Annotated in this window: 25 protein-coding genes; 4 read left to right on the forward strand and 21 right to left on the reverse strand. The window is 62.5% G+C overall.

Features of this window, described 5'->3' with window-relative positions:
- Positions 1-109: 109 nt before the first annotated feature.
- From ntrC to dusB, 3 genes are read right to left on the reverse strand one after another with little or no spacing between them, the layout of a single operon-like run.
- Positions 110-1570 carry a nitrogen regulation protein NR(I) gene (ntrC, locus tag EN804_RS01435; protein WP_027142746.1) on the reverse strand — a complete coding sequence of 487 codons (1461 nt, stop codon included), beginning with the start codon at positions 1568-1570 and terminating at the stop codon, positions 110-112.
- The gene (locus tag EN804_RS01440; protein ID WP_135917931.1) at positions 1567-2709 is read right to left on the reverse strand and encodes a nitrogen regulation protein NR(II); all 1143 of its coding nucleotides are present in this window, start codon (positions 2707-2709) and stop codon (positions 1567-1569) included. The genes ntrC and EN804_RS01440 overlap by 4 nt, the downstream gene beginning before the upstream one ends.
- Positions 2706-3734 (reverse strand): tRNA dihydrouridine synthase DusB, encoded by a 1029-nt coding sequence (gene dusB / locus EN804_RS01445; RefSeq protein WP_135917930.1) that lies wholly within the window; start codon positions 3732-3734, stop codon positions 2706-2708. The genes EN804_RS01440 and dusB overlap by 4 nt, the downstream gene beginning before the upstream one ends.
- A gap of 141 nt (positions 3735-3875) precedes the next feature.
- Between dusB and EN804_RS01450 the strand changes: the two genes are divergently transcribed.
- Both EN804_RS01450 and EN804_RS01455 read left to right on the forward strand, forming a co-directional pair.
- On the forward strand, positions 3876-5105 hold the full coding sequence (locus EN804_RS01450; protein WP_127872372.1) for a bifunctional 2-C-methyl-D-erythritol 4-phosphate cytidylyltransferase/2-C-methyl-D-erythritol 2,4-cyclodiphosphate synthase: 1230 nt from the start codon (positions 3876-3878) through the stop codon (positions 5103-5105).
- On the forward strand, positions 5102-5611 hold the full coding sequence (locus EN804_RS01455) for a CinA family protein (protein WP_135917929.1): 510 nt from the start codon (positions 5102-5104) through the stop codon (positions 5609-5611). Before EN804_RS01450 ends, EN804_RS01455 begins: the two co-directional genes overlap by 4 nt.
- Here EN804_RS01455 and EN804_RS01460 read toward each other — a convergent pair.
- From EN804_RS01460 to eno, 12 genes are all read right to left on the reverse strand, one after another.
- Positions 5587-6045 (reverse strand): type II toxin-antitoxin system RatA family toxin, encoded by a 459-nt coding sequence (locus EN804_RS01460; protein ID WP_135917928.1) that lies wholly within the window; start codon positions 6043-6045, stop codon positions 5587-5589. The two genes, EN804_RS01455 and EN804_RS01460, sit on opposite strands and share 25 nt — an antisense overlap.
- 36 nt (positions 6046-6081) lie before the next feature.
- On the reverse strand, positions 6082-7047 hold the full coding sequence (gene lipA / locus EN804_RS01465; protein ID WP_135917927.1) for a lipoyl synthase: 966 nt from the start codon (positions 7045-7047) through the stop codon (positions 6082-6084).
- A gap of 137 nt (positions 7048-7184) precedes the next feature.
- Positions 7185-7442 carry a GlsB/YeaQ/YmgE family stress response membrane protein gene (locus tag EN804_RS01470; RefSeq protein WP_027142753.1) on the reverse strand — a complete coding sequence of 86 codons (258 nt, stop codon included), beginning with the start codon at positions 7440-7442 and terminating at the stop codon, positions 7185-7187.
- 99 nt (positions 7443-7541) lie between these two features.
- On the reverse strand, positions 7542-8987 hold the full coding sequence (gene lpdA / locus EN804_RS01475; protein WP_135918541.1) for a dihydrolipoyl dehydrogenase: 1446 nt from the start codon (positions 8985-8987) through the stop codon (positions 7542-7544).
- A 15-nt stretch (positions 8988-9002) separates the two neighbouring features.
- Positions 9003-9638 (reverse strand): SGNH/GDSL hydrolase family protein, encoded by a 636-nt coding sequence (locus EN804_RS01480; RefSeq protein ID WP_135918542.1) that lies wholly within the window; start codon positions 9636-9638, stop codon positions 9003-9005.
- Positions 9639-9642: 4 nt separating this feature from the next.
- Positions 9643-10056: a hypothetical protein gene (locus EN804_RS01485; protein ID WP_135918543.1), complete on the reverse strand. Its 414-nt coding sequence runs from the start codon at positions 10054-10056 to the stop codon at positions 9643-9645.
- A 14-nt stretch (positions 10057-10070) separates the two neighbouring features.
- Entirely contained in the window at positions 10071-11471 is a 1401-nt protein-coding gene (locus tag EN804_RS01490) for a pyruvate dehydrogenase complex dihydrolipoamide acetyltransferase (protein ID WP_135918544.1), read from the reverse strand.
- A gap of 3 nt (positions 11472-11474) precedes the next feature.
- Positions 11475-11762 (reverse strand): hypothetical protein, encoded by a 288-nt coding sequence (locus EN804_RS01495; protein ID WP_127280532.1) that lies wholly within the window; start codon positions 11760-11762, stop codon positions 11475-11477.
- Between the two features lie 12 nt (positions 11763-11774).
- Complete coding sequence (locus tag EN804_RS01500) at positions 11775-13175, reverse strand: pyruvate dehydrogenase complex E1 component subunit beta (protein WP_127280533.1); 1401 nt, start codon at positions 13173-13175, stop codon at positions 11775-11777.
- A 14-nt stretch (positions 13176-13189) separates the two neighbouring features.
- On the reverse strand, positions 13190-14227 hold the full coding sequence (gene pdhA, locus EN804_RS01505; protein WP_135918545.1) for a pyruvate dehydrogenase (acetyl-transferring) E1 component subunit alpha: 1038 nt from the start codon (positions 14225-14227) through the stop codon (positions 13190-13192).
- Between the two features lie 191 nt (positions 14228-14418).
- Positions 14419-14742: a septum formation initiator family protein gene (locus EN804_RS01510; protein ID WP_127280535.1), complete on the reverse strand. Its 324-nt coding sequence runs from the start codon at positions 14740-14742 to the stop codon at positions 14419-14421.
- Between the two features lie 152 nt (positions 14743-14894).
- A complete protein-coding gene (gene eno, locus EN804_RS01515; protein WP_135918546.1) occupies positions 14895-16169 on the reverse strand; it encodes a phosphopyruvate hydratase in 1275 nt (424 codons plus the stop codon).
- Between the two features lie 200 nt (positions 16170-16369).
- Between eno and EN804_RS38585 the strand changes: the two genes are divergently transcribed.
- Positions 16370-16495: a hypothetical protein gene (locus EN804_RS38585; RefSeq protein ID WP_135918547.1), complete on the forward strand. Its 126-nt coding sequence runs from the start codon at positions 16370-16372 to the stop codon at positions 16493-16495.
- A gap of 56 nt (positions 16496-16551) precedes the next feature.
- Here EN804_RS38585 and EN804_RS01525 read toward each other — a convergent pair whose 3' ends face one another.
- The 6 genes from EN804_RS01525 to EN804_RS38590 form a co-directional block, all read right to left on the reverse strand.
- Positions 16552-16917 (reverse strand): PRC-barrel domain-containing protein, encoded by a 366-nt coding sequence (locus EN804_RS01525; protein WP_135918548.1) that lies wholly within the window; start codon positions 16915-16917, stop codon positions 16552-16554.
- Between the two features lie 83 nt (positions 16918-17000).
- Entirely contained in the window at positions 17001-17204 is a 204-nt protein-coding gene (locus tag EN804_RS01530) for a dodecin family protein (RefSeq protein ID WP_135918549.1), read from the reverse strand.
- Positions 17205-17289: 85 nt separating this feature from the next.
- Positions 17290-18150, reverse strand: coding sequence for a 3-deoxy-8-phosphooctulonate synthase (gene kdsA, locus EN804_RS01535; protein ID WP_135918550.1), 861 nt, complete (start codon positions 18148-18150; stop codon positions 17290-17292).
- On the reverse strand, positions 18147-19034 hold the full coding sequence (locus tag EN804_RS01540) for a VOC family protein (RefSeq protein ID WP_135918551.1): 888 nt from the start codon (positions 19032-19034) through the stop codon (positions 18147-18149). The genes kdsA and EN804_RS01540 overlap by 4 nt, the downstream gene beginning before the upstream one ends.
- Before the next feature lie 138 nt (positions 19035-19172).
- A complete protein-coding gene (locus EN804_RS01545) occupies positions 19173-19463 on the reverse strand; it encodes a Dabb family protein (protein WP_135918552.1) in 291 nt (96 codons plus the stop codon).
- A 156-nt stretch (positions 19464-19619) separates the two neighbouring features.
- A complete protein-coding gene (locus EN804_RS38590; protein WP_272482999.1) occupies positions 19620-19754 on the reverse strand; it encodes a hypothetical protein in 135 nt (44 codons plus the stop codon).
- 336 nt (positions 19755-20090) lie between these two features.
- Between EN804_RS38590 and EN804_RS01550 the strand changes: the two genes are divergently transcribed.
- Positions 20091-21347: a cyclopropane-fatty-acyl-phospholipid synthase family protein gene (locus tag EN804_RS01550; RefSeq protein ID WP_135918553.1), complete on the forward strand. Its 1257-nt coding sequence runs from the start codon at positions 20091-20093 to the stop codon at positions 21345-21347.
- The last annotated feature ends 141 nt before the right edge of the window (positions 21348-21488 follow it).

Genomic DNA, 21488 nt, shown 5'->3' on the forward strand with positions numbered 1-21488 from the left:
ATTGCGTCGGATCTATGCAATGCATTGTGGCGATTATGCAACAAGTGTGACAGCAGCGGGACTCTTTCCCCGTTCGGTCCCCTGAAAAGATCGTGTGCTTGGCGCGGGCTCAGGTCTGGCGGGAGGACTTGTAGACGTTGACGCCCAACTCGCGAATCTTCTTGCGCAGGGTATTGCGGTTGAGGCCCAAAAGCTCCGCGGCCTTGATCTGGTTGCCGCGGGTTGCCGTCATCGAAGCCAGCACCAAGGGATATTCGACCTCGGACAGAATGCGCTCGTAGAGACCGGCGGGCGGCAATTCGCCTGCAAAGGAGGCGAAATAGCGCTGCAGGAAGTGCTCCACCGCCTGGCCGATGGAAAGATCGTCGGGAATGAGGTTGCCGGCGCCCGGTACCACCGGGCGCTCGCCTGTCTTGAGTTCCGCCTCGATGATCTCGGCGGAGATCTCGTCCTGCGAATAAAGCGCGGCGAGCCTGCGAACGAGGTTTTCCAGCTCGCGCACATTGCCTGGCCAGGGATAGCGCTTCATCAGCTCGATGCCGCCGGAAGAGATGCGCTTGGTCTGCAGCCCCTCCATCTCGCCAAGCTTGAAGAAATGGCGCACCAGGTCGGGCACATCCTCGGAGCGTTCGCGCAGCGCCGGCAACCTGAGCGGCACGACGTTGAGACGGTAGAAGAGGTCCTCGCGGAAGAGGCCCTGGTTGATCAGCGTGCGCAGGTCCTTGTTGGTGGCGGCAACGATGCGCACATCGGTCTTGATCGGCGTGCGGCCGCCGACCGTCGTGTACTCGCCCTGCTGCAGGACGCGCAGCAGGCGCGTCTGCGCCTCCATCGGCATGTCGCCGATCTCGTCGAGGAACAGCGTGCCGCCCTCTGCCTGCTCGAAGCGGCCGGTCGAGCGGTTCTGCGCGCCGGTGAAGGCGCCCTTCTCGTGGCCGAACAATTCCGATTCGATCAGATCGCGCGGGATCGCCGCCATGTTGATGGCAACGAATGGACCGCCACGACGGCGTCCATATTCATGCAGCGCGCGCGCCACCAGTTCCTTGCCGGTGCCCGATTCGCCCGAGATCATCACCGTCAGGTCGGTCTGCATCATGCGCGCCAGCATGCGGTAGATGTCCTGCATGGCCGCCGAACGGCCGACCAGCGGCATCGTTTCGGGCTGCTCTTCCTGCCGCGCATCGATCTTGGGGCGCCGGGGCTCGGACAGCGCGCGGTTGACGATGTTGAGGAGTTCGGTCAGGTCGAAAGGCTTCGGCAGATATTCGTAGGCACCGGTTTCGGAAGCGCGGATCGCCGTCATGAAGGTGTTCTGGGCGCTCATGACGATGACAGGCAGTTCCGGCCGCGCCTTCTTGATGCGCGGCAGCATGTCGAAGGCGTTCTCGTCCGGCATCACGACGTCGGTGATGACGAGATCACCCTCGCCAGCCGCCACCCAGCGCCACAGGGTCGAGGCGTTGGAGGTGACGCGCACCTCGTGACCGACACGCGACAGGGCCTGATTGAGCACGGTGCGGATCGCCGCATCGTCATCGGCGACGAGAATGTTGCCGCGAACGGTCATTTGCGATCTCCTTCGCCGTCTTGATCGGCGCCTAGCGCCGTTTCCTTCCAGGCCGGCATCAGCACCCGGAACGTCGTTGCGCGCGGCGTCGAATCGCACTCGATGATGCCGCCATGTTCACCGACGATCTTGGCGACCAGCGCCAGCCCCAGCCCCGAGCCGTTCGGCTTGGTGGTGATGAAGGGATCGAACAGGATCGGGAGGATGTCTTCCGAGACGCCCGAACCATTGTCGCGCACGCAGAACTCCAGCGGCAGCGATACGCGGTCCTGCGTGCCGGGAACCGAAACGCGAATGCCGGGCCGGAAGGCGGTGGACAGCACGATCTCGCCCTGGGGATCGCTACCGATCGCCTCGGCGGCGTTCTTGACCAGGTTGAGGAACACCTGGATCAGTTGATCGCGATTGGCGAACACTGGAGGCAATGATGGATCATAGTCCTCCAATATCTTGATTTTCTTCGCGAAACCGTTCTTTGCGATTGCTTTCACGTGATCGAGCACGACGTGGATGTTGACGGGATAGCGATCGATCGGCCGCTCGTCGGAAAACACCTCCATTCGATCGACCAGCGACACGATGCGGTCCGTCTCGTCGGTGATCAGCCGCGTCAGCGCGCGATCCTCATCGGAGGCGGACAGTTCGAGCAGCTGGGCCGCCCCCCTGATACCGGACAGCGGGTTCTTGATCTCATGCGCCAGCATCGCCGCCAGGCCGGTCACCGAGCGCGCCGCGCCCCGATGCGTCATCTGCCGGTCGATCTTGTCGGCCATCGACCGCTCCTGGAACATGACCACGACGGAGCCCGGAAATTCCGGCACCGGCGCGACGTAGAGATCGACGACCTTTTCGATGCCGAGGCGCGGTGACGAGACGTCGACCCGATATTCGTTGACGGGCGCGCGGCGCTCGCGCACCTGGTCGACCAGCGTCAGCAACGGGCTGCCGAAAGGTATGAGTTTGGACAAGGTGTTGCGCGCCAGCATGGTCGCGCTGGAGCGAAAGAAATCCTCGGCATCGGCGTTGGCGAAGATGATGAACCCTTCCTCGCTGATCATGATCACCGGGCGACGGATCGTATTCAGCACGATCTGGGCGGCATCCGCTATTTCGGTGCCTTGGCCAGCAGTGGCGGTCATGCGGCGCTCCGCAGGTTCATGGTTTGCGGATCGCGCGAAAACACATCGCGCAGCAAGGCAATGACGCGAGCGGGTTCGAACGCGGTCATTATCGCTTTTCTACTGTCGCCAGCGACACCCCTGGCATGTCGATCGAGATACCAGCCCAGATGCTTGCGCGCCTGGCGCAGGCCGCTCTCGATGCCGTAAAGCGCCAGCATGTCCTGGTAATGAGCAATGATATAGTCGGAGAGCGCCTGGCGGGTCTCGGGAACGCCGGGCGAAAATGTCCCAGCGGCGGCCGTAGCGATGCTGCCGGCGACCCACGGCGCGCCATAGTGGGCGCGGCCGACCATCACGGCGTCGGCGCCGGACTGTTCGAGAATGACCGAGGCTTCAGCCGGGGAGCAGACATCGCCATTGGCGACGACCGGGATGGAAACGGCCTCCTTGACGCGAGCGATGGCACGCCAGTCCGCCTTGCCCTGGTAGAACTGGCAGCGTGTGCGGCCATGGACCGTGACCATCCTGACGCCCGCCTGCTCGGCGCGGCGCGCAAGGACGGGAGCGTTGAGTGCCGCCTCGTCCCAGCCGAGCCGCATTTTGACCGTCACCGGCACCTTGACGGCGCCGACCACGGCCTCGATCAGCGAGAGCGCGTGGTCGAGGTCCAGCATCAATGCCGAGCCGGCATAGCCGCCGGTGACCTTCTTGGCCGGGCAGCCCATGTTGATGTCGATGATGTCGGCGCCCTCGCCGGCGGCGATTCGAGCGCCTTCGGCCATATGCATCGCCTCTCGGCCGGCAAGCTGAACCATATGGACGGGCAGGCCGGAATGACGTATGCGCAGGTCGCAGCCAGCCCTGCCCTTGGCGAGTTCGCCGCTGGCAACCATTTCGGACACGACCAGGCCGGCGCCGTGCGAATGGGCGCGCTGCCTGAACGCCTCGTCCGTAATCCCGGACATCGGCGCGAGGAAGACGCGGTTGCGGATTCTCACGCCGCCGACGTCGAGAGGCGCGGCCAATCTGATCAAGTTAACCATGCACAAAAACCAAGCATGTCCATTCGTTGCACATTCTCTAGCCAGATCGAGAGAAATGTGCAACGCGGAATGACGCCACATTGAGGCGCAATTGGGAAAATGCTGGCCTTCGGCCTTGGCCGCGACTAGGACCAGACTTGGATGATTGGCGCAACTGAAAATCAGGCTTCGGATCCGGGTGGTAAAGTCGCGGTGGTTATCGTCGCGGCCGGTCGCGGCGCGCGCGCCGGACAGACCGATGGCCCGAAGCAATATCAACGAATTGGCGGGCGCGCCGTCATCGCGCGCGTCATCGATATTTTTCTCGCGCACCCGCTCATCGGCCGGATCGTCGTGGCCATTCATGCGGAGGACCGCGAGCTTTTTCGGCAAGCCGTGGGCACCGATGCCGATCGGGTGACGGCAATCGCCGGAGGCGCGACCCGGCAGGATTCGGTTCGGCTCGGGCTGCAGGCGCTGAGAAGCTACGCGCCCGACAAGGTCCTCATTCACGACGCCGCGCGCCCCTTTGTCGACATGGATCTGATCGACCGCACCATCGCGGCGATCGGCGAACGCGAGGGCGCGCTTCCCGCCCTGCCCGTCGCCGACACGCTGAAACGCGAATCGGCCACCGGCACCGTCGGCGAAACAGTCCCCAGGAGCGGGCTGCACGCGGCGCAAACGCCGCAAGGCTTTCCCTTCCTCGCGATCATGACCATGCATGAGGAAGCCTACAACAGAGGCAAGACCGACTTTACCGACGACGCATCGATCGCCGAATGGATGCAAATGCCGGTAAAGCTCGTTCCCGGCTCGCCGGACAATGTCAAACTCACCTGGGCACGGGACATCGCCATGGCACACCAGCGGCTTTCCAGCGAACGGATGCACTTCCCCGACATCCGGACCGGCAACGGCTACGACGTCCATGCCTTCGAGCCCGGCGATCACGTCACGCTCTGCGGCGTGGCCATCCCGCATGACAGGAAATTGTCGGGCCATTCCGACGCCGATGTCGGCCTGCACGCCCTGACCGACGCGCTGCTGGCGACGTGCGGCGCCGGCGACATCGGCACGCACTTTCCTCCGTCGGATGCGCAGTGGAAAGGCGCCGCGTCGCGAATATTCGTCGAACATGCGGCAAGGCTTGTGCGCGAGCGCGGCGGGCGCATCGCCAATGCCGATATCACGCTGATCTGCGAGGCACCGCGCGTCGGCCCGCACCGTGAGGCGATGACGTCAGTCCTTTCGCAGATGCTGGGCATTTCCGCCGACCGCATCTCGGTCAAGGCGACGACCAACGAGAAGCTCGGCTTTGTCGGCCGCGAGGAAGGCATAGCGGCGATCGCCACCGCCAGCGTGGTGTTTCCCGGCGAGGTTCCGGAATGACCAACAGCGAACTGGCAATCGCCCTGTTTGAGGCCTGCCGCGAGCGCGGCATCATGCTGGCGACGGCGGAAAGCTGCACCGGCGGCATGATCATTGCCGCGCTGACCGACATTGCCGGCTCCTCCGCCGTGGTCGATCGCGGCTTCATCACCTATTCCAATGAAGCCAAGATGGACATGCTCGGCGTTCGTGCCACCACGCTCGACACGCATGGCGCGGTTTCCCGCGAGACGGCGACCGAGATGGCAGCCGGTGCGCTTGCCCGGTCGCGCGCCGGCCTCACCCTGGCCGTCACCGGCATTGCCGGTCCGGGTGGCGGTTCTGCGGAAAAGCCGGTCGGGCTGGTCTGGTTCGGCGTCGCCGTGAACGGCCAACCCGTGACGGCTGAACGAAAGCTGTTTGCCGACAATGGTCGCGACTTCATCCGCCGGGAAACGGTCAACCATGCGCTCAAGCTTGGCTTGCGGGCGCTTGGCGAGAGTCAGGCCGCCGGTGTCTTGCCGTAGATGACATCGGCGCGTTTTTCGAAAGCCTCTGCGAACATGCGGAAGGCACGGTCGAACATCGTGCCCATCAGCGCACCCAGGATGCGGCTCTTGAATTCATAGTCGATGAAGAAGCGCACGGCACAGCCGGCGCCGTCTGGCTCGAAACGCCAGACATTGCTCAGATATTTGAACGGGCCATCGATGTACTTCACATCGATGGCGTTTTCGTCGGGCTTCAGCAGCACCTGGGTCGTGAAGGTCTCACGGATCGCCTTGTAGCCGATGCTCATGTCGGCGACGAGGATGGTGCGCCCATCCCGTTCCTTGCGCGAGCGGACCGTCAGCGCCTCGCAAAGCGGCAGGAATTGCGGATAGGTTTCGATGTCGGCGACCAGCGCGAACATCTGCTGCGGCGTGTGAGCAACGCGGCGGGTGGCTGCGAATTTCGGCATGAACCCGGCTCTAGAGGGCGTCGCGTCGAAGACGCATCAGAGCGATTTCGCGAGCTGTGCTTCGCGCGCCGCGCGCAGCCTGGCGAAATCGTCGCCGGCGTGATGCGACGAGCGCGTCAGCGGGCTCGACGCCACCAGCAGGAAACCCTTGGTCTTGCCGATCGTCTCGAAGGACTTGAATTCCTCCGGCGTGACGAAGCGGATCACCGGGTGGTGCTTCTTCGACGGCTGCAGATACTGGCCGATGGTCATGAAGTCGACATTGGCCGAACGCAGATCATCCATCAACTGCAGGATTTCGTTGCGCTCCTCACCCAGTCCCACCATGATGCCGGACTTGGTGAAGATCGAGGGATCGAGTTCCTTGACCCGCTGCAGCAGCCGGATCGAGTGGAAATAACGGGCGCCTGGCCGGACCTTCAGATAGTTCGACGGCACGGTTTCGAGATTATGGTTGAAGACGTCGGGCCTGGCCGCCACGACGATCTCCAGCGCCCCGTCCTTACGTAGGAAATCCGGCGTCAGGATTTCGATCGTCGTCAGAGGCGTTGCCGCCCGGATCGCACGGATGACATCGGCGAAGTGCTGCGCGCCGCCATCGGCGAGATCGTCGCGGTCGACCGAGGTGATGACGACATGGGTAAGGCCCATCTGCTTGACGGCATGCGCGACGCGGGCCGGCTCCTCCGGATCGAGCGCGGTCGGAATGCCAGTGGCGACATTGCAGAAGGCGCAGGCGCGCGTGCAGATCTCGCCCATGATCATGAAGGTGGCGTGCTTCTTTTCCCAGCACTCACCGATGTTCGGGCAACCGGCCTCTTCGCATACGGTCACCAGCTTGTGGGATTTGACGATCTCGCGTGTCTCGGCATAGCCTTTCGATACCGGCGCCTTGACGCGGATCCAGTCCGGCTTGCGCAACACCTCCTGGTCGGGCTTGTGCGCTTTCTCGGGATGCCGCAGCCGCGGCGCGTTGGCGATCGTGTCGAGGACAGTGACCATCTGAACCCTGGCTTTTCTCGCGACCGCCCGTCGGCGATCGTCACGTTTACGTCATCTAGGACTTTTCAACACAAAGAAAAAGGCTGCGGAGGCGCATGCCGCCACAACCGTTTTCGCATAGCCGGGAAGGATATCGACTAGCGGCGCACCAGGCGACCGACCCAGATCAGCAGGCAGGCACCGATGAAGCCGGTGATCAGATAGGCGGTCCAGCCGACGCCGAACACGCCGATGTTGAGCGCCTGTAGGATGGCATTCAGCACCACCGCGCCAACGATGCCCATGATAATGTTCATGAATATGCCGGTGTTGCTCTTCATGACCATTTCGGCGAGCCAGCCTGCCAGGCCGCCGATGATGATGGCTGCGATCCAGCCCACGCCGTTCAGGTGCATATGCCTTCTCCTTGCGCGCGTAAAAATGCATCCGGAAACGAACTGCCTCGCCGTCGCGATCTCGCGGCCTTCGAAGCTGAGTCTCCTGTGGCGAATCTATCATGCGTTCAAGGCGCGACCATAGGCGTCGAGCACGCTTTCCTTCATCATCTCCGACAGCGTCGGATGCGGGAAGATCGTGTGCATCAGCTCTTCCTCGGTCGTTTCAAGGTTCATCGCCACGACAAAGCCCTGGATCAATTCGGTGACTTCGGCGCCGACCATATGCGCGCCGAGCAACTGACCGGTCTTCTTGTCGAAGATGGTCTTGATGAAGCCCTGGTCCTCGCCAAGCGCGATGGCCTTGCCGTTGGCGGCGAACTGGAAGCGGCCGACGCGAATATCCCGGCCTTCGGCCTTTGCTTTCGCTTCCGTCAGGCCAACCGAGGCAACCTGCGGGTTGCAATAGGTGCAGCCGGGAATCTTGAGCTTGTCGGTCGCGTGAACACCGGGAAAATTGGCGATCTTTTCGATACACACGACGCCCTCATGCTCGGCCTTGTGGGCAAGCATCGGGGGACCGGCGACATCGCCGATGGCGTAGATGCCAGGCACATTGGTCTTGCCATAACCGTCGATGACGACGCAGCCGCGCTCGGTCTTGACGCCGAGGGCCTCAAGGCCGAGATTCTCGATATTGCCCTGGACGCCGACGGCCGAAATCATGCGATCGGCCGATATCTTCTCGACCTTGCCGTCCTTCCTCTCGACATACGCGGTGACGGAGTTCGCCCCCTTCTCGACCTTGGTCACCTTGGCCTCGAGGATGATCTTCATGCCTTGCTTCTCGAACTGCTTTTGCGCGAATTTCGAGACTTCGGCGTCCTCGACCGGCATGACCGCCGGCAGCAGTTCGACCACCGTGACGTCGGCACCCATTGTGCGATAGAAGGAGGCGAATTCGATGCCAATGGCGCCTGAACCCATCACCAGCAGCGACTTCGGCATCTCCTTCGGCACCATGGCTTCAAAGTACGTCCAGATCAGCTTGCCATCCGGCTCGATGCCGGGCAGCGCGCGCGGCCGGGCGCCGGTCGCCAGGATGATGTGCTTGGCCGTGTAGGTGCCCTCGCCCTTGACGCCTTTCGGCACCGGCGGCTGCGGTTCCATCGGCTTCTTGGCCGTCTTGGAAACAACGACCTCACCGGGCTTCGAGAGCTTGGCCTCGCCCCAGATGACATCGACCTTGTTCTTCTTCATCAGGAACGCGACGCCGCCATTGAGCCTGAGCGACACTTTCCGCGACCGATCGACCACGGCCGCGGTGTCGGCGCTGACCTTGCCGTCGAGCTTCAGGCCATAATCCTTCAGGTGATCCGAATAGTGCATGATCTCGGCCGACCGCAGCAGCGCCTTGGTTGGAATGCAGCCCCAGTTGAGGCAGATGCCGCCGAGATGTTCGCGCTCGACGATCGCCGTCTTGAAGCCGAGCTGGGCGGAACGGACCGCGGTGACATAGCCGCCGGGACCGGAGCCGATGATGATGACGTCGTAGTTCTCAGCCACGGTTTTCTCCTTCAATCACAATTCCAGCATGACGCGCACGACTGGTGTCAGCGCCTTGCCGATGTTTCGCGTGTTTTCGGCGTCGAGGTGGACGCCATCGAGAGGTGTTGTTTGCGCCACCGTGCCAGCGTCGAAGAAGCCGCAACCGACTTCGTCGGCGAGTGCTGCGTATTGCGGTGCAAGCTGCTTCGAGGCGTCGTCGCCACCGGCGAACATCTCCTTGAAATCGGCATTCTCCGTGCGGCTGACAAGAGGAGGCGAAACGATCAGGATCTGCGGCGCCGGCCAGTCGAACGGATAGTCGTGGCCACGCACGATGTCGATCAACCGCTGGATGCCTTGCTTGGCGGCAACCGGGTTGCCATGGATCCATGGTTTCATGTCATTGGCACCGAGCATGATGACGATCAGGTCGATCGGCGCATGCGTCGTCAGCACCGTCGGCAGCAGCCGCGCGCCGTTGCGGTCAGCTCCGGCCAGATGATCGTCGAAGGCGGTGGTGCGGCCATTGAGGCCGTCGGCGATGACCTGAACGCCTTCGCCGAGGCCGGCCTGCAGCACGCTTGGCCAGCGATCCGGCAGCGCATGACGCCCGCCTTCGGCATTGTAGCCCCAAGTCAGAGAGTCACCGTAACAAAGAACCGTCTTCATCCGTTCAACCCGCCTTTATGTCGGCCACGCCGCGCTTCACGCGCCAGCGCACGAACAACCAATGGATGATGATCGTCACCAAGCCCGGCAGACCGAGACCGGCAACCATCGGCATGTCTTTCCTGACCAACGCGGCGCTGCCGTCGCTGTAGAGGATCAGCCCGACCAAGAGGACGAGCAGCACCACAAAAACAATCAGCGTCGATTTGCCCGCCCTCGCCACGACCGCGCCCGGATCATTCGTCAATTGCGCCACGAAGAAGACGAAGGTGACGACCAAGGTCACCAGCACCGAGAACATGAAGACGAGGATGTATTCTTCCTCGGCGCCGGTGGCGACAGCCAACCATTGCGCGATCAGACCGCCAACCAATCCGGAAATGAAAAAAGCGAAAAGGCTGGTGAAGAATATTCGCACAGCCTTTCCCTTTCCTAGACCAGCATGCCCATCGGGTTCTCGATCAACTTCTTGAAGGCGACCAAGAGTTCCGCCCCCAGCGCACCGTCAACCGCACGATGGTCGGTCGACAGCGTCACCGACATCACGGTGGCGATCTTGATCTCGCCGTTCTTGACCACCGGCCGCTCCTCGCCGGCGCCGACCGCCAGGATCGTCGCGTGCGGCGGGTTGATGACGGCGGCAAAATCCTTGATGCCGAACATGCCGAGATTGGACACTGCCGTGGTGCCGCCCTGGTATTCCTCCGGCTTCAGCTTGCGGCTGCGGGCACGGCTGGCCAAGTCCTTCATCTCGTTGGAGATGACGGAGAGCGTCTTTTCATCGGCGTGGCGGATGATCGGCGTGATCAGGCCGCCGGGGATCGACACGGCAACGCCGACATCGGCATGTTTGTGCTTGACCATGGCGCTTTCGGTCCACGAGGCATTGGCGTCCGGCACCGCCTTCAGCGCCATGGCCATGGCCTTGATCACCATGTCGTTGACCGACAGCTTGTAGGCGGGCGCCTCACCCTTGTCGGTCTTCTTCACCGGTGCCGCCGCGTTGAGCTGCGTGCGCAGCGAAAGCAGTGCATCGAGTTCGCAATCAAGCGTCAGGTAGAAATGCGGGATGGTGGTCTTGGCCTCGACCAGGCGCCGCGCGATGGTCTTGCGCATATTGTCGTGCGGGACGAGTTCATAAGAGCCTTGCTCGAACAGCTTCAGCACCTGATCGTCCGACATTGCCTTTACAGCCGGAGCAGCGGAAGGCGCACCAGCCGGAGCCTTGGCTGCCGGTGCTGCCTTGGCGCCGCCACCGGCGATCGCGGCGTCGACATCGGCCTTCACCACCCGGCCATGCGGACCGGTGCCGGTCACGGCCGACACATCGACCCCCGCCTCCTTGGCGATGCGGCGCGCGAGCGGCGACGCAAAGGTGCGCTCGGCCGATTGGCTGATCTCCCCCCTTGTGGGGGAGATGGCCGGCAGGCCAGAGGGGGGCGCCTCGCTCTTGGCTGCTGGAGGAACAGCGCCCCCCTCTGTCGACTTCGTCGACATCTCCCCCACGGGTGGGGAGATTGGCGCCCTGTCCTGCTTGGCCTCGGCTTTCGCCGGTGCGCCAGCGCTTTTGGCTGCAGCGCCCGCATCTTCGCCTTCGGCGGCAAGCACGGCGATCAGCGCGTTGACCTTGACCCCTTCGGTTCCGGCCGGCACGACCAGCTTGGCGACAGTGCCCTCATCGACGGCTTCAACTTCCATCGTCGCCTTGTCGGTCTCGATCTCGGCAATGACATCGCCCGGCGAAACCTTGTCACCTTCCTTGACCAGCCATTTTGACAGATTGCCTTCTTCCATCGTGGGCGACAGGGCCGGCATGGTGATGTTGATAGGCATCGCTCACTCCTGGATGAATTTGAAAAGGCCGCGCATGACGGTCAGCGTGGCGACGATGAACACAGGTGGCAAGACACCGAAATGGTAGCTACCCTTGCCCATCTCGAGCGTCATCATGCTGCCGGTCTGGTCGACCTTTGCGGAAGCAGTTGCCACAATAGCAAGAACCAAAGACGCGGCACCGCTGAGCATCAACAGAACCGCATCGAACTTCCCCGTCATCGATCGCACGAGAAAGGCGACCACGACAGTGGGAACAATGATGGCTGCCAACGTCCAGAAAGACAGCATCCGCATTGCTCCCTAGCGATATGCGACGGCTTTGACGGCCTCGATGACCTCGCCGACATTCGGCAACGCCAGCCTTTCGAGGTTGGCCGCATAGGGCATCGGCACGTCCTTGCCGGCAATGGTGATGACCGGCGCGTCGAGGAAATCGAAGGCGCGTTGCGACACCTGGTTGGCGATATGGTCGCCGACCGAATTCTGCGGGTAGCCTTCTTCGACCACGACCAGCCGGTTGGTCTTCTTGACCGAGGCGATGACGGTGTCGAGATCGAGCGGACGGATGGTCCTGAGGTCGATGATCTCGGCGTCGATGCCCATGCCGCGCAGCTCGGCTTCCGCCTTGACCGCATAGGTCATGCCGATGCCGAAGGAGACGATGGTGACATCCTTGCCCGTCTTGTGGATGCGCGCTTTGCCGATCGGCAGCACGAAGTCGTCCAGCTTCGGCACGTCGAAGGACTGGCCGTAGAGGATTTCGTTCTCGAGGAAGATGATCGGGTTCGGATCGCGGATCGCCGCCTTGAGCAAGCCCTTGGCGTCGGCGGCCGTATACGGCATCACGACTTTCAGGCCTGGAATGTGGCTGTACCAGGCGGCATAGCACTGCGAGTGCTGTGCGGCGACACGGGCGGCCGCGCCGTTCGGCCCACGGAACACGATTGGCGCGCCCATCTGGCCGCCGGACATATAGAGCGTCTTGGCGGCCGAGTTGATGATCTGGTCGATCGCCTGCATGGCGAAGTTGAAGGTCATGAACTCGACGATCGGCTTGAGGCCCGCCATCGCAGCACCGACGCCGACGCCGGCAAAACCATGTTCGGTGATCGGCGTGTCGACGACGCGACGCGGCCCGAATTCCTGCAGCAGGCCTTGCGTGATCTTGTAGGCGCCCTGGTATTCGGCGACCTCCTCGCCCATGACGAAGACATCGCCGTCGCGGCGCATTTCCTCGGCCATGGCGTCGCGTAACGCTTCGCGCACCGTGGTTGAGACCATTTCGGTACCGGCGGGAATATCCGGATCGGCGGCGATTTCCGTTTTCGGTGCGGCCGCGACTGGTGCAGCGGCCGGCTTTGCCACCTCCGCCTTGTCCTCGGCCGGCGCTTCCGCCTTTGCCGGTGCTTCGGCCTTGGCGGGAGCCGCCGCGGACTTGCCGACGTCGGCGGCGCTCTCGCCGTCCTGGAGCAGAACGGCGATCGGCGTGTTGACCTTGACGCCTTCGGTGCCGGCGGCGATCAGGATCTTGCCCAGCGTACCTTCGTCGACGGCTTCGACTTCCATCGTCGCCTTGTCGGTCTCGATCTCGGCGATGACGTCACCGGCGACGACCTTGTCGCCCTCGTTCTTCAACCACTTGGAAAGATTGCCCTCTTCCATGGTCGGCGAGAGAGCGGGCATGAGAATTTCGATCGGCATGTCCTGGCCCTCCCTTACAATACGATATCGGTCCAGAGCTCGGACCGATCCGGCTCGGCATCGTTCTGGGCAAAATCGGCGGCGTCGGCGACGATGTCGCGAACCTCCTTGTCGATGGTCTTGAGCTCGTCCTCGGTCGCCCACTTCTTCTCGATCAGCCGCGCCTTCACCTGCTCGATCGGGTCATGCTCGGAGCGCATCTTCTGCACTTCTTCCTTCGACCGGTATTTCGCAGGATCGGACATCGAGTGGCCGCGATAACGGTAGGTCTGCATTTCGAGGATCAGCGGGCCATTGCCGGCGCGGCACCATTCGGTGGCGAGATCGCCGGCGGCCTTGACCGCGCGCACATCCATGCCGTCGACCTGGAGGCCGGGAATCTTGAAGGAAGCGCCACGGTGCGAGAAGTCAGTCTCCGCTGAAGAGCGCGACACCGAGGTGCCCATGGCGTAGCGGTTGTTCTCGATGATGTAGATCACCGGCAGCTTCCACAGCGAGGCCATGTTGAAGCTCTCATAGACCTGGCCCTGGTTGGCTGCGCCGTCGCCGAAATAGGTCAGCGAGACATTGTTGTTGTCGCGGTAGCGGTTGGCGAAGGCCAGACCGGTGCCGAGCGACACCTGCGCGCCGACGATGCCGTGACCGCCATAGAAATGCTTCTCCTTGGAGAACATGTGCATGGAGCCGCCCTTGCCCCTGGACAAGCCGCCGCGGCGTCCGGTCAGCTCAGCCATCACGCCACGCGGCGAAAGCTCCATCGCCAGCATGTGGCCGTGATCGCGATAGGCCGTGATCATCTGGTCGCCGTCGATCAGCGCCATCTTCATGCCGGTGACCACGGCTTCCTGGCCAATGTAGAGGTGGCAGAAGCCGCCGATGAAGCCCATGCCATAGAGCTGGCCGGCCTTTTCCTCAAACCGGCGGATGAGCAGCATGTGCCGGTATGCGGCAAGCTCTTCGTCCTTGGTGAAGTCAGCAGGCTTGGGTGCTGACAGGCCGGATTTGCCGTCGGATTTCGATTTGGCAGGCGCTTTTCTGGCTGCGGTGGCCATGCATCACTCCCTGTTGGCGTCTCTTTGCGGACACTGGAGCAAGATCAACCTGCTCCGGGGAGATCGCCCTCCCCTTCGATTTATGGGAGGCTAACACGTAGAAAGGCGTTCCGCCATGTCGAAATTGCATAGCTGGCATGCGCCTAAGCGATTAAAATCATTGAAAATATTGCTGATTAACCGAAAACCGGTTACTTCTCCGAAACCGGCAGCATGATGGTGATCTCGTCGGCCTGGGACAGATTAAGCGCTTTACGCGCCTGCTCATCGAGCATGTCCCTCTCCAGCGTGCCATCATGCATGAGCTTGACGCGCCGTTCGAGTTCCATCCTGCGCGCCCTGATCGCCTCGAGCTGACCCTGCAGCGCGACCGTTTCGGCCTCCAGCTTGTATTTGGAATTGATACCGAATTCGCCGTGATAAGCGTGAAAGCCGAAATAGGCCAGGAACACCACGCACAGCGAAGGAATGATCAGCCGCCCGGTATTTCTCTGCTTGTGCTGACGCGTCCACATGACCGATTCCCCGTGGCCGCGAACTCAAACGGCTCGACGCCTTTTTCGCCTGATTGTGCTTAACGGACGGTTACGGGCGGCGGCCCAGCCCAGCCTGAAATGAAAAAGGGCGGGATGTCCCGCCCTTTCGATACCAAAGATGCGCGGCCGGATCAGCTCTTGATCACCGACTTGCCGGCGTAGCGCGCCTGCTTGCCGAGTTCTTCCTCGATGCGGATCAGCTGGTTGTATTTGGCCATGCGGTCGGAGCGCGACAGCGAGCCGGTCTTGATCTGCCCGCAATTGGTGGCGACGGCGAGATCGGCGATGGTTGAATCCTCTGTCTCGCCCGAACGGTGCGACATGACGGCGGTGTAGGCTGCCTTGTGCGCGGTCTCGACCGCGTCGAGCGTCTCGGTCAGCGAGCCGATCTGGTTGACCTTGACCAGGATCGAATTGGCGACGCCCATGCGGATGCCGTCGCGCAGCCGCGCCGTGTTGGTGACGAAAAGATCGTCGCCGACAAGCTGCGTCTTCTTGCCGATCAGGTCGGTCAGGTATTTCCAGCCTTCCCAGTCATCCTCGGCAAGGCCGTCCTCGATCGAGATGATCGGGTAATCGGCGGCCAGCTTGGCGAGGTACTTGGCCTGCGCCTTGGGATCGCGCGTCTTCTTCTCACCCTCATAGACGTAGTTGCCGTCCTTGAAGAATTCGGTCGCGGCGCAATCGAGGCCGAGCGCGATCTCGTCGCCCGGCTTGAAACCGGCCTTCTCGATCGATTCCATGATGAAATCGAGCGCCACCGGCGCGCTCTTCAGGTTCGGCGCGAAGCCGCCCTCGTCGCCGACATTGGTGTTGTGGCCGGCATCCTTCAGCTTCTTGCGCAGCGTGTGGAAGATTTCCGAACCCCAGCGCACGCCTTCTCGCAGCGTCGGCGCGCCGACCGGCAGGATCATGAATTCCTGGAAGTCGATCGGATTGTCGGCATGCGCGCCGCCATTGATGATGTTCATCATCGGCACGGGTAGGATATGCGCCTTTGTGCCGCCGACATAGCGATAGAGCGGCAGGCCGGCGGCATCGGCCGCGGCTTTCGCCACCGCCAGCGAAACGCCCAGAATGGCGTTGGCGCCGAGCCGGCTCTTGTTGGGCGTGCCGTCAAGCTCGATCATGGTCTGATCGATATGGATCTGGTTTTCGGCTTCCATGCCGCCGATCGCCTCGAACAGTTCGCCGTTGACCGCTTCGACGGCCTTGAGCACGCCCTTACCGAGGTAGCGGGCGCCGCCGTCGCGCAGTTCGACGGCCTCATGGGCGCCGGTCGACGCGCCCGACGGCACCGCGGCGCGGCCCATCGAACCGTCTTCGAGAACGACATCGACCTCGACGGTAGGGTTTCCACGGCTGTCCAGGATTTCACGCCCGACAATATCGATGATGGCGGTCATTGCGATGTCCTCGATTGATCTGGAGAAAACGTCGCGCCCGTCTTAGCCAAAGCGACGCAAAAGGCAATCGGGCCCTGCCCGAATATTGCCGCCCGCGCGATTCACGAAGCGCAAATTTCTGTCATCATAAGTCATGACATCGGACACGCATTTTCGGGTATGGCTATCCCTGCGCGGGGCGAAACAGGAGGAGTTTCGCCATGTCCGAGTTGAGCGGTATCGTCAGTTTGTTCCTGATCGCGGCGGCATTCCTGACGTCGTGCGACAATCAGCAACGACCGCCAAAGGCCATTGCGCCTTTGCCGGCCTTGCACATCAGCGAGTAGCTTTGCTTCGAATCGAAAAGGGGGCCGTCGAAACGGCCCCCTTTTCGGTTATGCCGTCAGTGCCAGTAGGGCGTCACCTTGTAATATTCGTATGACTCGTCGCGCACGCTCTCGCCATCGGCGCCGGCCAACTCTTTGATCGAATGGGCGGGCGCCGCCTTCAGCTGTTCCTTGGTAAAGGGCACGACATAGCCGCCCTTGTCCTCGTCGTAGTCGAGGCTCGCCCAGGGAATGGCATGGTACTTCTCGCCAACACCGAGAAAACCGCCAAATCCAATCACCGCGAACATGATGCCGTTCGATGTCTTGTCGAGCATGACGTCCTCGATGCTGCCGATGCTGTCGCCTTGGGTATTGTAGACGGTGGTGCCGATCACTCGCGAAGCGGCAATCGCTTCGGTGTGGCCTGTTTGCGTCGTCATTGTTTGCTCCTCGTTGTCGTTAATCTGCACGTTGACAATGAGGGGCGCAGGTGAAAGTTCCCGACTTTTTGGCGTCTGGCTGATCACTCCGCGAGGATGAAAGTCACCTTCATGTTGACGCGATAGGCCGCGATCTGGCCGTCCTCGACGACGATCTTCTGATCCTGGATCCAGGCCCCTTCGACGTTCTTTAGAGTTTTGGCGGCGCGGGCGATTCCCTTCTCGATGGCGTCCTGAAAGCTCTTCTTCGACGATGAGGTGATTTCGGTGACGCGGGCGACGGACATGGCTTCCTCCTGCCAAAACGCTCATTTGCCGGCCAAGCGTACAACTGGCCCCTGGCAACCACAAGCACCGGCAAGAAGCCTTGGATTAGCGGCCCTTCGCTACCCGGTCCAATGCCATCAGCTTTTCGAGCAGCGCCGGCATATCTTTCAGCGGCACCATGTTCGGACCGTCGGAGGATGTCGAATTGTCGGGGTCCTGATGGGTCTCGATAAAGACGCCGGCAACGCCGACGGCAACGGCCGCGCGGGCCAGCGTCTCGACAAAGCGGCGCTCCCCGCCAGACGACCCGCCCTGCCCGCCCGGCTGCTGCACCGAATGGGTGGCGTCGAAGATCACCGGGGCGCCGATCTCGGCCATGATAGGCAGAGCGCGCATATCCGACACTAGTGTGTTGTAGCCGAAAGAAGCGCCGCGCTCGGTGGTCAGCACATTGGCATTGCCGGAACCGGTGATCTTGGCGACCACGTTCTTCATGTCCCAGGGGGCGAGGAACTGTCCCTTCTTCACATTGATGACCTTGCCTGTCCTTGCGGCGGCGACCAGCATGTCGGTCTGGCGCGACAGGAAGGCCGGTATCTGCAGCACATCGACATGCGGCGCGACGATCGCGCACTGCTCCTCCGTGTGGACGTCGGTCAGCACCGGAAGCGAGAATTCCTTGCGCAACTCGTCGAACACGGGAAGTGCGGCGTCCATGCCGGCACCGCGCGTCGCCGACAGCGAGGTGCGGTTGGCCTTGTCGTAGCTGGTCTTGTAGACGAGGCCGATGCCAAGCCTGCCGGTCAACTCCTTAAGCGCACCGGCCATGTCGAAGGCGTGTTGGCGCGATTCGAACTGGCACGGGCCAGCGATCAGCGCCAGGGGTGCCGCGTTGTCGAAGACGACATTGCCGACGGTTATCGAAGAATTCGGCGCCGCCGAATTTGGTGCTTGGGACTTGCTCATTTGGTCTCCCCGAAGATGAAAGCCGCGCCTTGGCCGGCTGCCGGCGGCACGACAATGTCGGTGCCCGCTATATCGTGCTGGATTGAGTTGGCTGCAAGCAGCCTCGCCGCGGCATCGGCACTTCGGATCGCAAATACCACGGCGGCGAAACGAAGCTCCGTCGCCGGGCCGATCGGGATGCCAAAGCGCGCGGCGTAAGACGCGGGATCGAGCACACGCAACGTTGCGTTCGGCAAGGGAAACGCGCCGTCTTGCCCGCCGGCGGACGGGTCGTTGACCGCCACGGCAATCAGCCTGCGCTGTTCGGTGGGAGCACTGCTGACTGCAATCACCTCGACGACCCCATCGACGCCATTGGGATGAGCCTGCAAGGCCGCGCGGTCCACTTTCGGCGCGTTGATGCGCTGGCAGGCAAAAAGAAAAGCGTCCCTGGCACGATTGGCCGAAGCAAAGGCGAGCTTGAACGAGGCGGTATCGCTTTTGCCCGCCGTGTCGGTGAAAGCGCGCGAAAAGCTCAGCGTGTCTCCCGCCGACAGGCCGGCGTCGACATAGCGTTCATGGTCGTCATCGGCATTGTCAGTGCCAAGAACCACCGCGGAAAATCCCTCGTTACCACGGCTTTCGCGATAGAGGCGATCGCGCGCAACGAAGACATTGCCCTCGGCGGCAGCCTCCGTCGCAGCCTGTTCGCTGCCAATCGCGAGCGGCTCCAGATAGGTGCCGTCGGCAAGGAACACGCAGCAGTTTTCCGTGCCAAAGGGATGGATGCCGGTCGGAGCGACGACGAAGCCCAGCGCGGTGAGCCGGGTCCGCGCCGTGTCGAGGTTCTGCGTCGGCAGAACCAGGTGATCGAGCGGGTGAATGGCTGATGTGGTTGGGGTCATGCAGGCGCGATGTGCATCATTCCGAACGTCGGTTCAAGACTTGATCGCAATGCCGCCGGCGGCGGTGCATGGTTCGCGCAGCACGATCTATCGGGAAACGCGCCCCCGCGAACGGCGCCTTCCGGAGCAGGCGCCGGATCAGCTTCCGGCCACGACATCCGCCGAATAGCGCAGCTCGCGCAATGGTTTGACCTTCCTGGTGGTCCGCGCATAGAGCGGGTGCGCCTTGTAGGCTGCCAGCGCCGCGTCATCGGCGAATTCCGCGTAAACGACGACATCGACTTCATCCGACAGCGGGTCGACCTTGGTGTTCAGCGTGACCTCGAAGAGGCTGCAATGAGGAATGTCGCCGAGCGCCAGCAGCCCGGTACGAACAGCTTCCACATCTTCCTTGCGCCGCGCGCTGAAGAAAACGATATGCCGGATCAATCCCGCCTCCTCGATCTGAATGTCGGGGTCTTTTGTGACGGCGGTCCCTTTGCGTCAACCGGTCATGGCGCCACGCGTCCTTGCGACGCGCCTCGATCGGTGCTGGACCTCGGTTCGCGCGGATCAGGGATGAAGCGCCGGCCTGCCCAGGGACGTCTAGGCCTTGCCGGTGACGTAGCGCACCGCATGGGAAACTTCCCTGACCGCGACGTCGAGATACCGGCCTTGATTGTAGAGACCGTCCCAGATCAGGAAGAACGCGATGGCGGCAATCACGATTACATAACGCATGGCTAAAGCTATCGCACAAGCGATGCGGCTGCCATAGGCGTTTTTGATTTCGGGCCGCAGCGGCCTGACGCAGGGCGGCAGATGCCGGGCGCCGCGTGGCACAGTCCAGCTCTCGGCATGCCTCTTGAAGTTCCCCCTCATGGCGTGGAAGATTGTGGCAGGCATTCACTGGTAAGCGCTGAAGCTCTGCTAAGGGGCGCGCGCTTTCGTTCGAGCCCGCCTGCCGTCGAACCCGCAGCTGCCGGGACCAGGCAACGGTGTTTGAACCCGGCGGATGATCCAAGAGAACCGTGGCTTGGCAATTGCGCCGACAGCACGGAGATCCAGGGGCATGGAATGGCACACGGGGAACATCATGGCATAGCGCCGGGCGACGCGGTCAGGCTCGACGAATTCAATTTCGCCGAGATCGTCAAGGGCCTGCCGGCCAAGGCGCGCATGGTGCTGTCGGCGGCCATGAACCTGCCGCGTGGTTCGCTGAAAGTCAGGATGCCGGACGGCCGTGCCGTCCTCGTCGGCGGCAAGGCGCCAGGCCCCGACGCCGAACTTGTGCTCAAGAACTGGCGTCTGCCGGGCCGCGCCTTTTCCGGCGGCACGATCGGCGTAGCCGAATCCTATATGGACGGCGATTGGGAAAGCCCTGACGTCACCAGCTTCCTCGAACTGTTCGTGGTCAATTCGGCGATCGGCGAACGCGTCGCGGGCGGCGCCAGTTGGCTCATCAACACGGCCCAGCGCATCCGCCACTGGTTCAACGAGAACACACGCAAAGGGTCAAAGCGCAATATCTCGGCGCATTACGATCTCGGCAACGCCTTCTACAAGGAATGGCTCGACCCGAGCATGACCTATTCCTCGGCGCTTTACGCCAATGGCGCCAATGATCTCGAGAGCGCCCAGGCCGCCAAATACCGGGCGCTGGCCAGGGATACGGGCATCGGCGGAAAGGATCACGTGCTGGAGATAGGTTGCGGCTGGGGCGGCTTTGCCGAGTTCGCGGCACGCGAAATCGGCTGCCGGGTTACCGGATTGACCATCAGCCGCGAGCAGCACGATTTCGCCAAGGCACGCATCGCCAAGGCCGGGCTTGCCGACAAGGTCGACATCAAGTTGCAGGATTACCGTGATGAAACCGGGATCTACGATCGCATCGCCTCGATCGAGATGTTCGAGGCGGTCGGCGAGAAATACTGGCCGGTATTCTTCTCCAAGATGAAGGCCTGCCTGAAGCCCGGCGGCACCGCGGGCCTGCAGATCATCACCATCAACGAAGCCGCCTACGACACCTATCGCGCCAGGCCGGATTTCATCCAGCGCTACGTCTTCCCGGGCGGCATGCTGCCGACGCCGTCCATCCTGAAGTCGCTTGGCGCCGCGCACGGCCTTGCCCATTTACGCGAACACGTTTTCCCCGAGGACTATGCCCGCACGCTTGCCGAATGGCGCCAGCGTTTCCGGGGGTCGTGGGAGAAGATCGTGCCGCTCGGCTTCGACGACCGTTTCAAGAAGCTCTGGGAATTCTACCTGCATTATTGCGAGGCCGGTTTCCGCACCAGCTATATCGACGTGCGCCAGGTGGTCTACAAGGCGTAGGCTGGGGACAGCGATCTCATCGACAACACCCGGACATCGACCATCCACGAGGTCCATGCACCCGCGGGGATGAGGCTCTTGACCGTGCCGAGCGATCCGACTGCTCCTCCCTCGCTATGGCGAGGTCATCTTCCGCACGGG

Origin of the sequence: Mesorhizobium sp. M8A.F.Ca.ET.161.01.1.1 (assembly GCF_004792105.1) — a bacterium.
Lineage (GTDB): Bacteria > Pseudomonadota > Alphaproteobacteria > Rhizobiales > Rhizobiaceae > Mesorhizobium.

Coding starts and splice junctions, on each gene's coding strand:
- ntrC (WP_027142746.1), bottom strand. CDS start 1,570: ATGACCGTTCGCGGCAACATTCTCGTCGCCGATGACGATGCGGCGATC.
- EN804_RS01440 (WP_135917931.1), bottom strand. CDS start 2,709: ATGACCGCCACTGCTGGCCAAGGCACCGAAATAGCGGATGCCGCCCAG.
- dusB (WP_135917930.1), bottom strand. CDS start 3,734: ATGGTTAACTTGATCAGATTGGCCGCGCCTCTCGACGTCGGCGGCGTG.
- EN804_RS01450 (WP_127872372.1), top strand. CDS start 3,876: ATGATTGGCGCAACTGAAAATCAGGCTTCGGATCCGGGTGGTAAAGTC.
- EN804_RS01455 (WP_135917929.1), top strand. CDS start 5,102: ATGACCAACAGCGAACTGGCAATCGCCCTGTTTGAGGCCTGCCGCGAG.
- EN804_RS01460 (WP_135917928.1), bottom strand. CDS start 6,045: ATGCCGAAATTCGCAGCCACCCGCCGCGTTGCTCACACGCCGCAGCAG.
- lipA (WP_135917927.1), bottom strand. CDS start 7,047: ATGGTCACTGTCCTCGACACGATCGCCAACGCGCCGCGGCTGCGGCAT.
- EN804_RS01470 (WP_027142753.1), bottom strand. CDS start 7,442: ATGCACCTGAACGGCGTGGGCTGGATCGCAGCCATCATCATCGGCGGC.
- EN804_RS01480 (WP_135918542.1), bottom strand. CDS start 9,638: ATGAAGACGGTTCTTTGTTACGGTGACTCTCTGACTTGGGGCTACAAT.
- EN804_RS01490 (WP_135918544.1), bottom strand. CDS start 11,471: ATGCCTATCAACATCACCATGCCGGCCCTGTCGCCCACGATGGAAGAA.
- EN804_RS01495 (WP_127280532.1), bottom strand. CDS start 11,762: ATGCTGTCTTTCTGGACGTTGGCAGCCATCATTGTTCCCACTGTCGTG.
- EN804_RS01500 (WP_127280533.1), bottom strand. CDS start 13,175: ATGCCGATCGAAATTCTCATGCCCGCTCTCTCGCCGACCATGGAAGAG.
- pdhA (WP_135918545.1), bottom strand. CDS start 14,227: ATGGCCACCGCAGCCAGAAAAGCGCCTGCCAAATCGAAATCCGACGGC.
- EN804_RS01510 (WP_127280535.1), bottom strand. CDS start 14,742: ATGTGGACGCGTCAGCACAAGCAGAGAAATACCGGGCGGCTGATCATT.
- eno (WP_135918546.1), bottom strand. CDS start 16,169: ATGACCGCCATCATCGATATTGTCGGGCGTGAAATCCTGGACAGCCGT.
- EN804_RS38585 (WP_135918547.1), top strand. CDS start 16,370: ATGTCCGAGTTGAGCGGTATCGTCAGTTTGTTCCTGATCGCGGCGGCA.
- EN804_RS01525 (WP_135918548.1), bottom strand. CDS start 16,917: ATGACGACGCAAACAGGCCACACCGAAGCGATTGCCGCTTCGCGAGTG.
- EN804_RS01530 (WP_135918549.1), bottom strand. CDS start 17,204: ATGTCCGTCGCCCGCGTCACCGAAATCACCTCATCGTCGAAGAAGAGC.
- kdsA (WP_135918550.1), bottom strand. CDS start 18,150: ATGAGCAAGTCCCAAGCACCAAATTCGGCGGCGCCGAATTCTTCGATA.
- EN804_RS01540 (WP_135918551.1), bottom strand. CDS start 19,034: ATGACCCCAACCACATCAGCCATTCACCCGCTCGATCACCTGGTTCTG.
- EN804_RS38590 (WP_272482999.1), bottom strand. CDS start 19,754: ATGCGTTATGTAATCGTGATTGCCGCCATCGCGTTCTTCCTGATCTGG.
- EN804_RS01550 (WP_135918553.1), top strand. CDS start 20,091: ATGGCACACGGGGAACATCATGGCATAGCGCCGGGCGACGCGGTCAGG.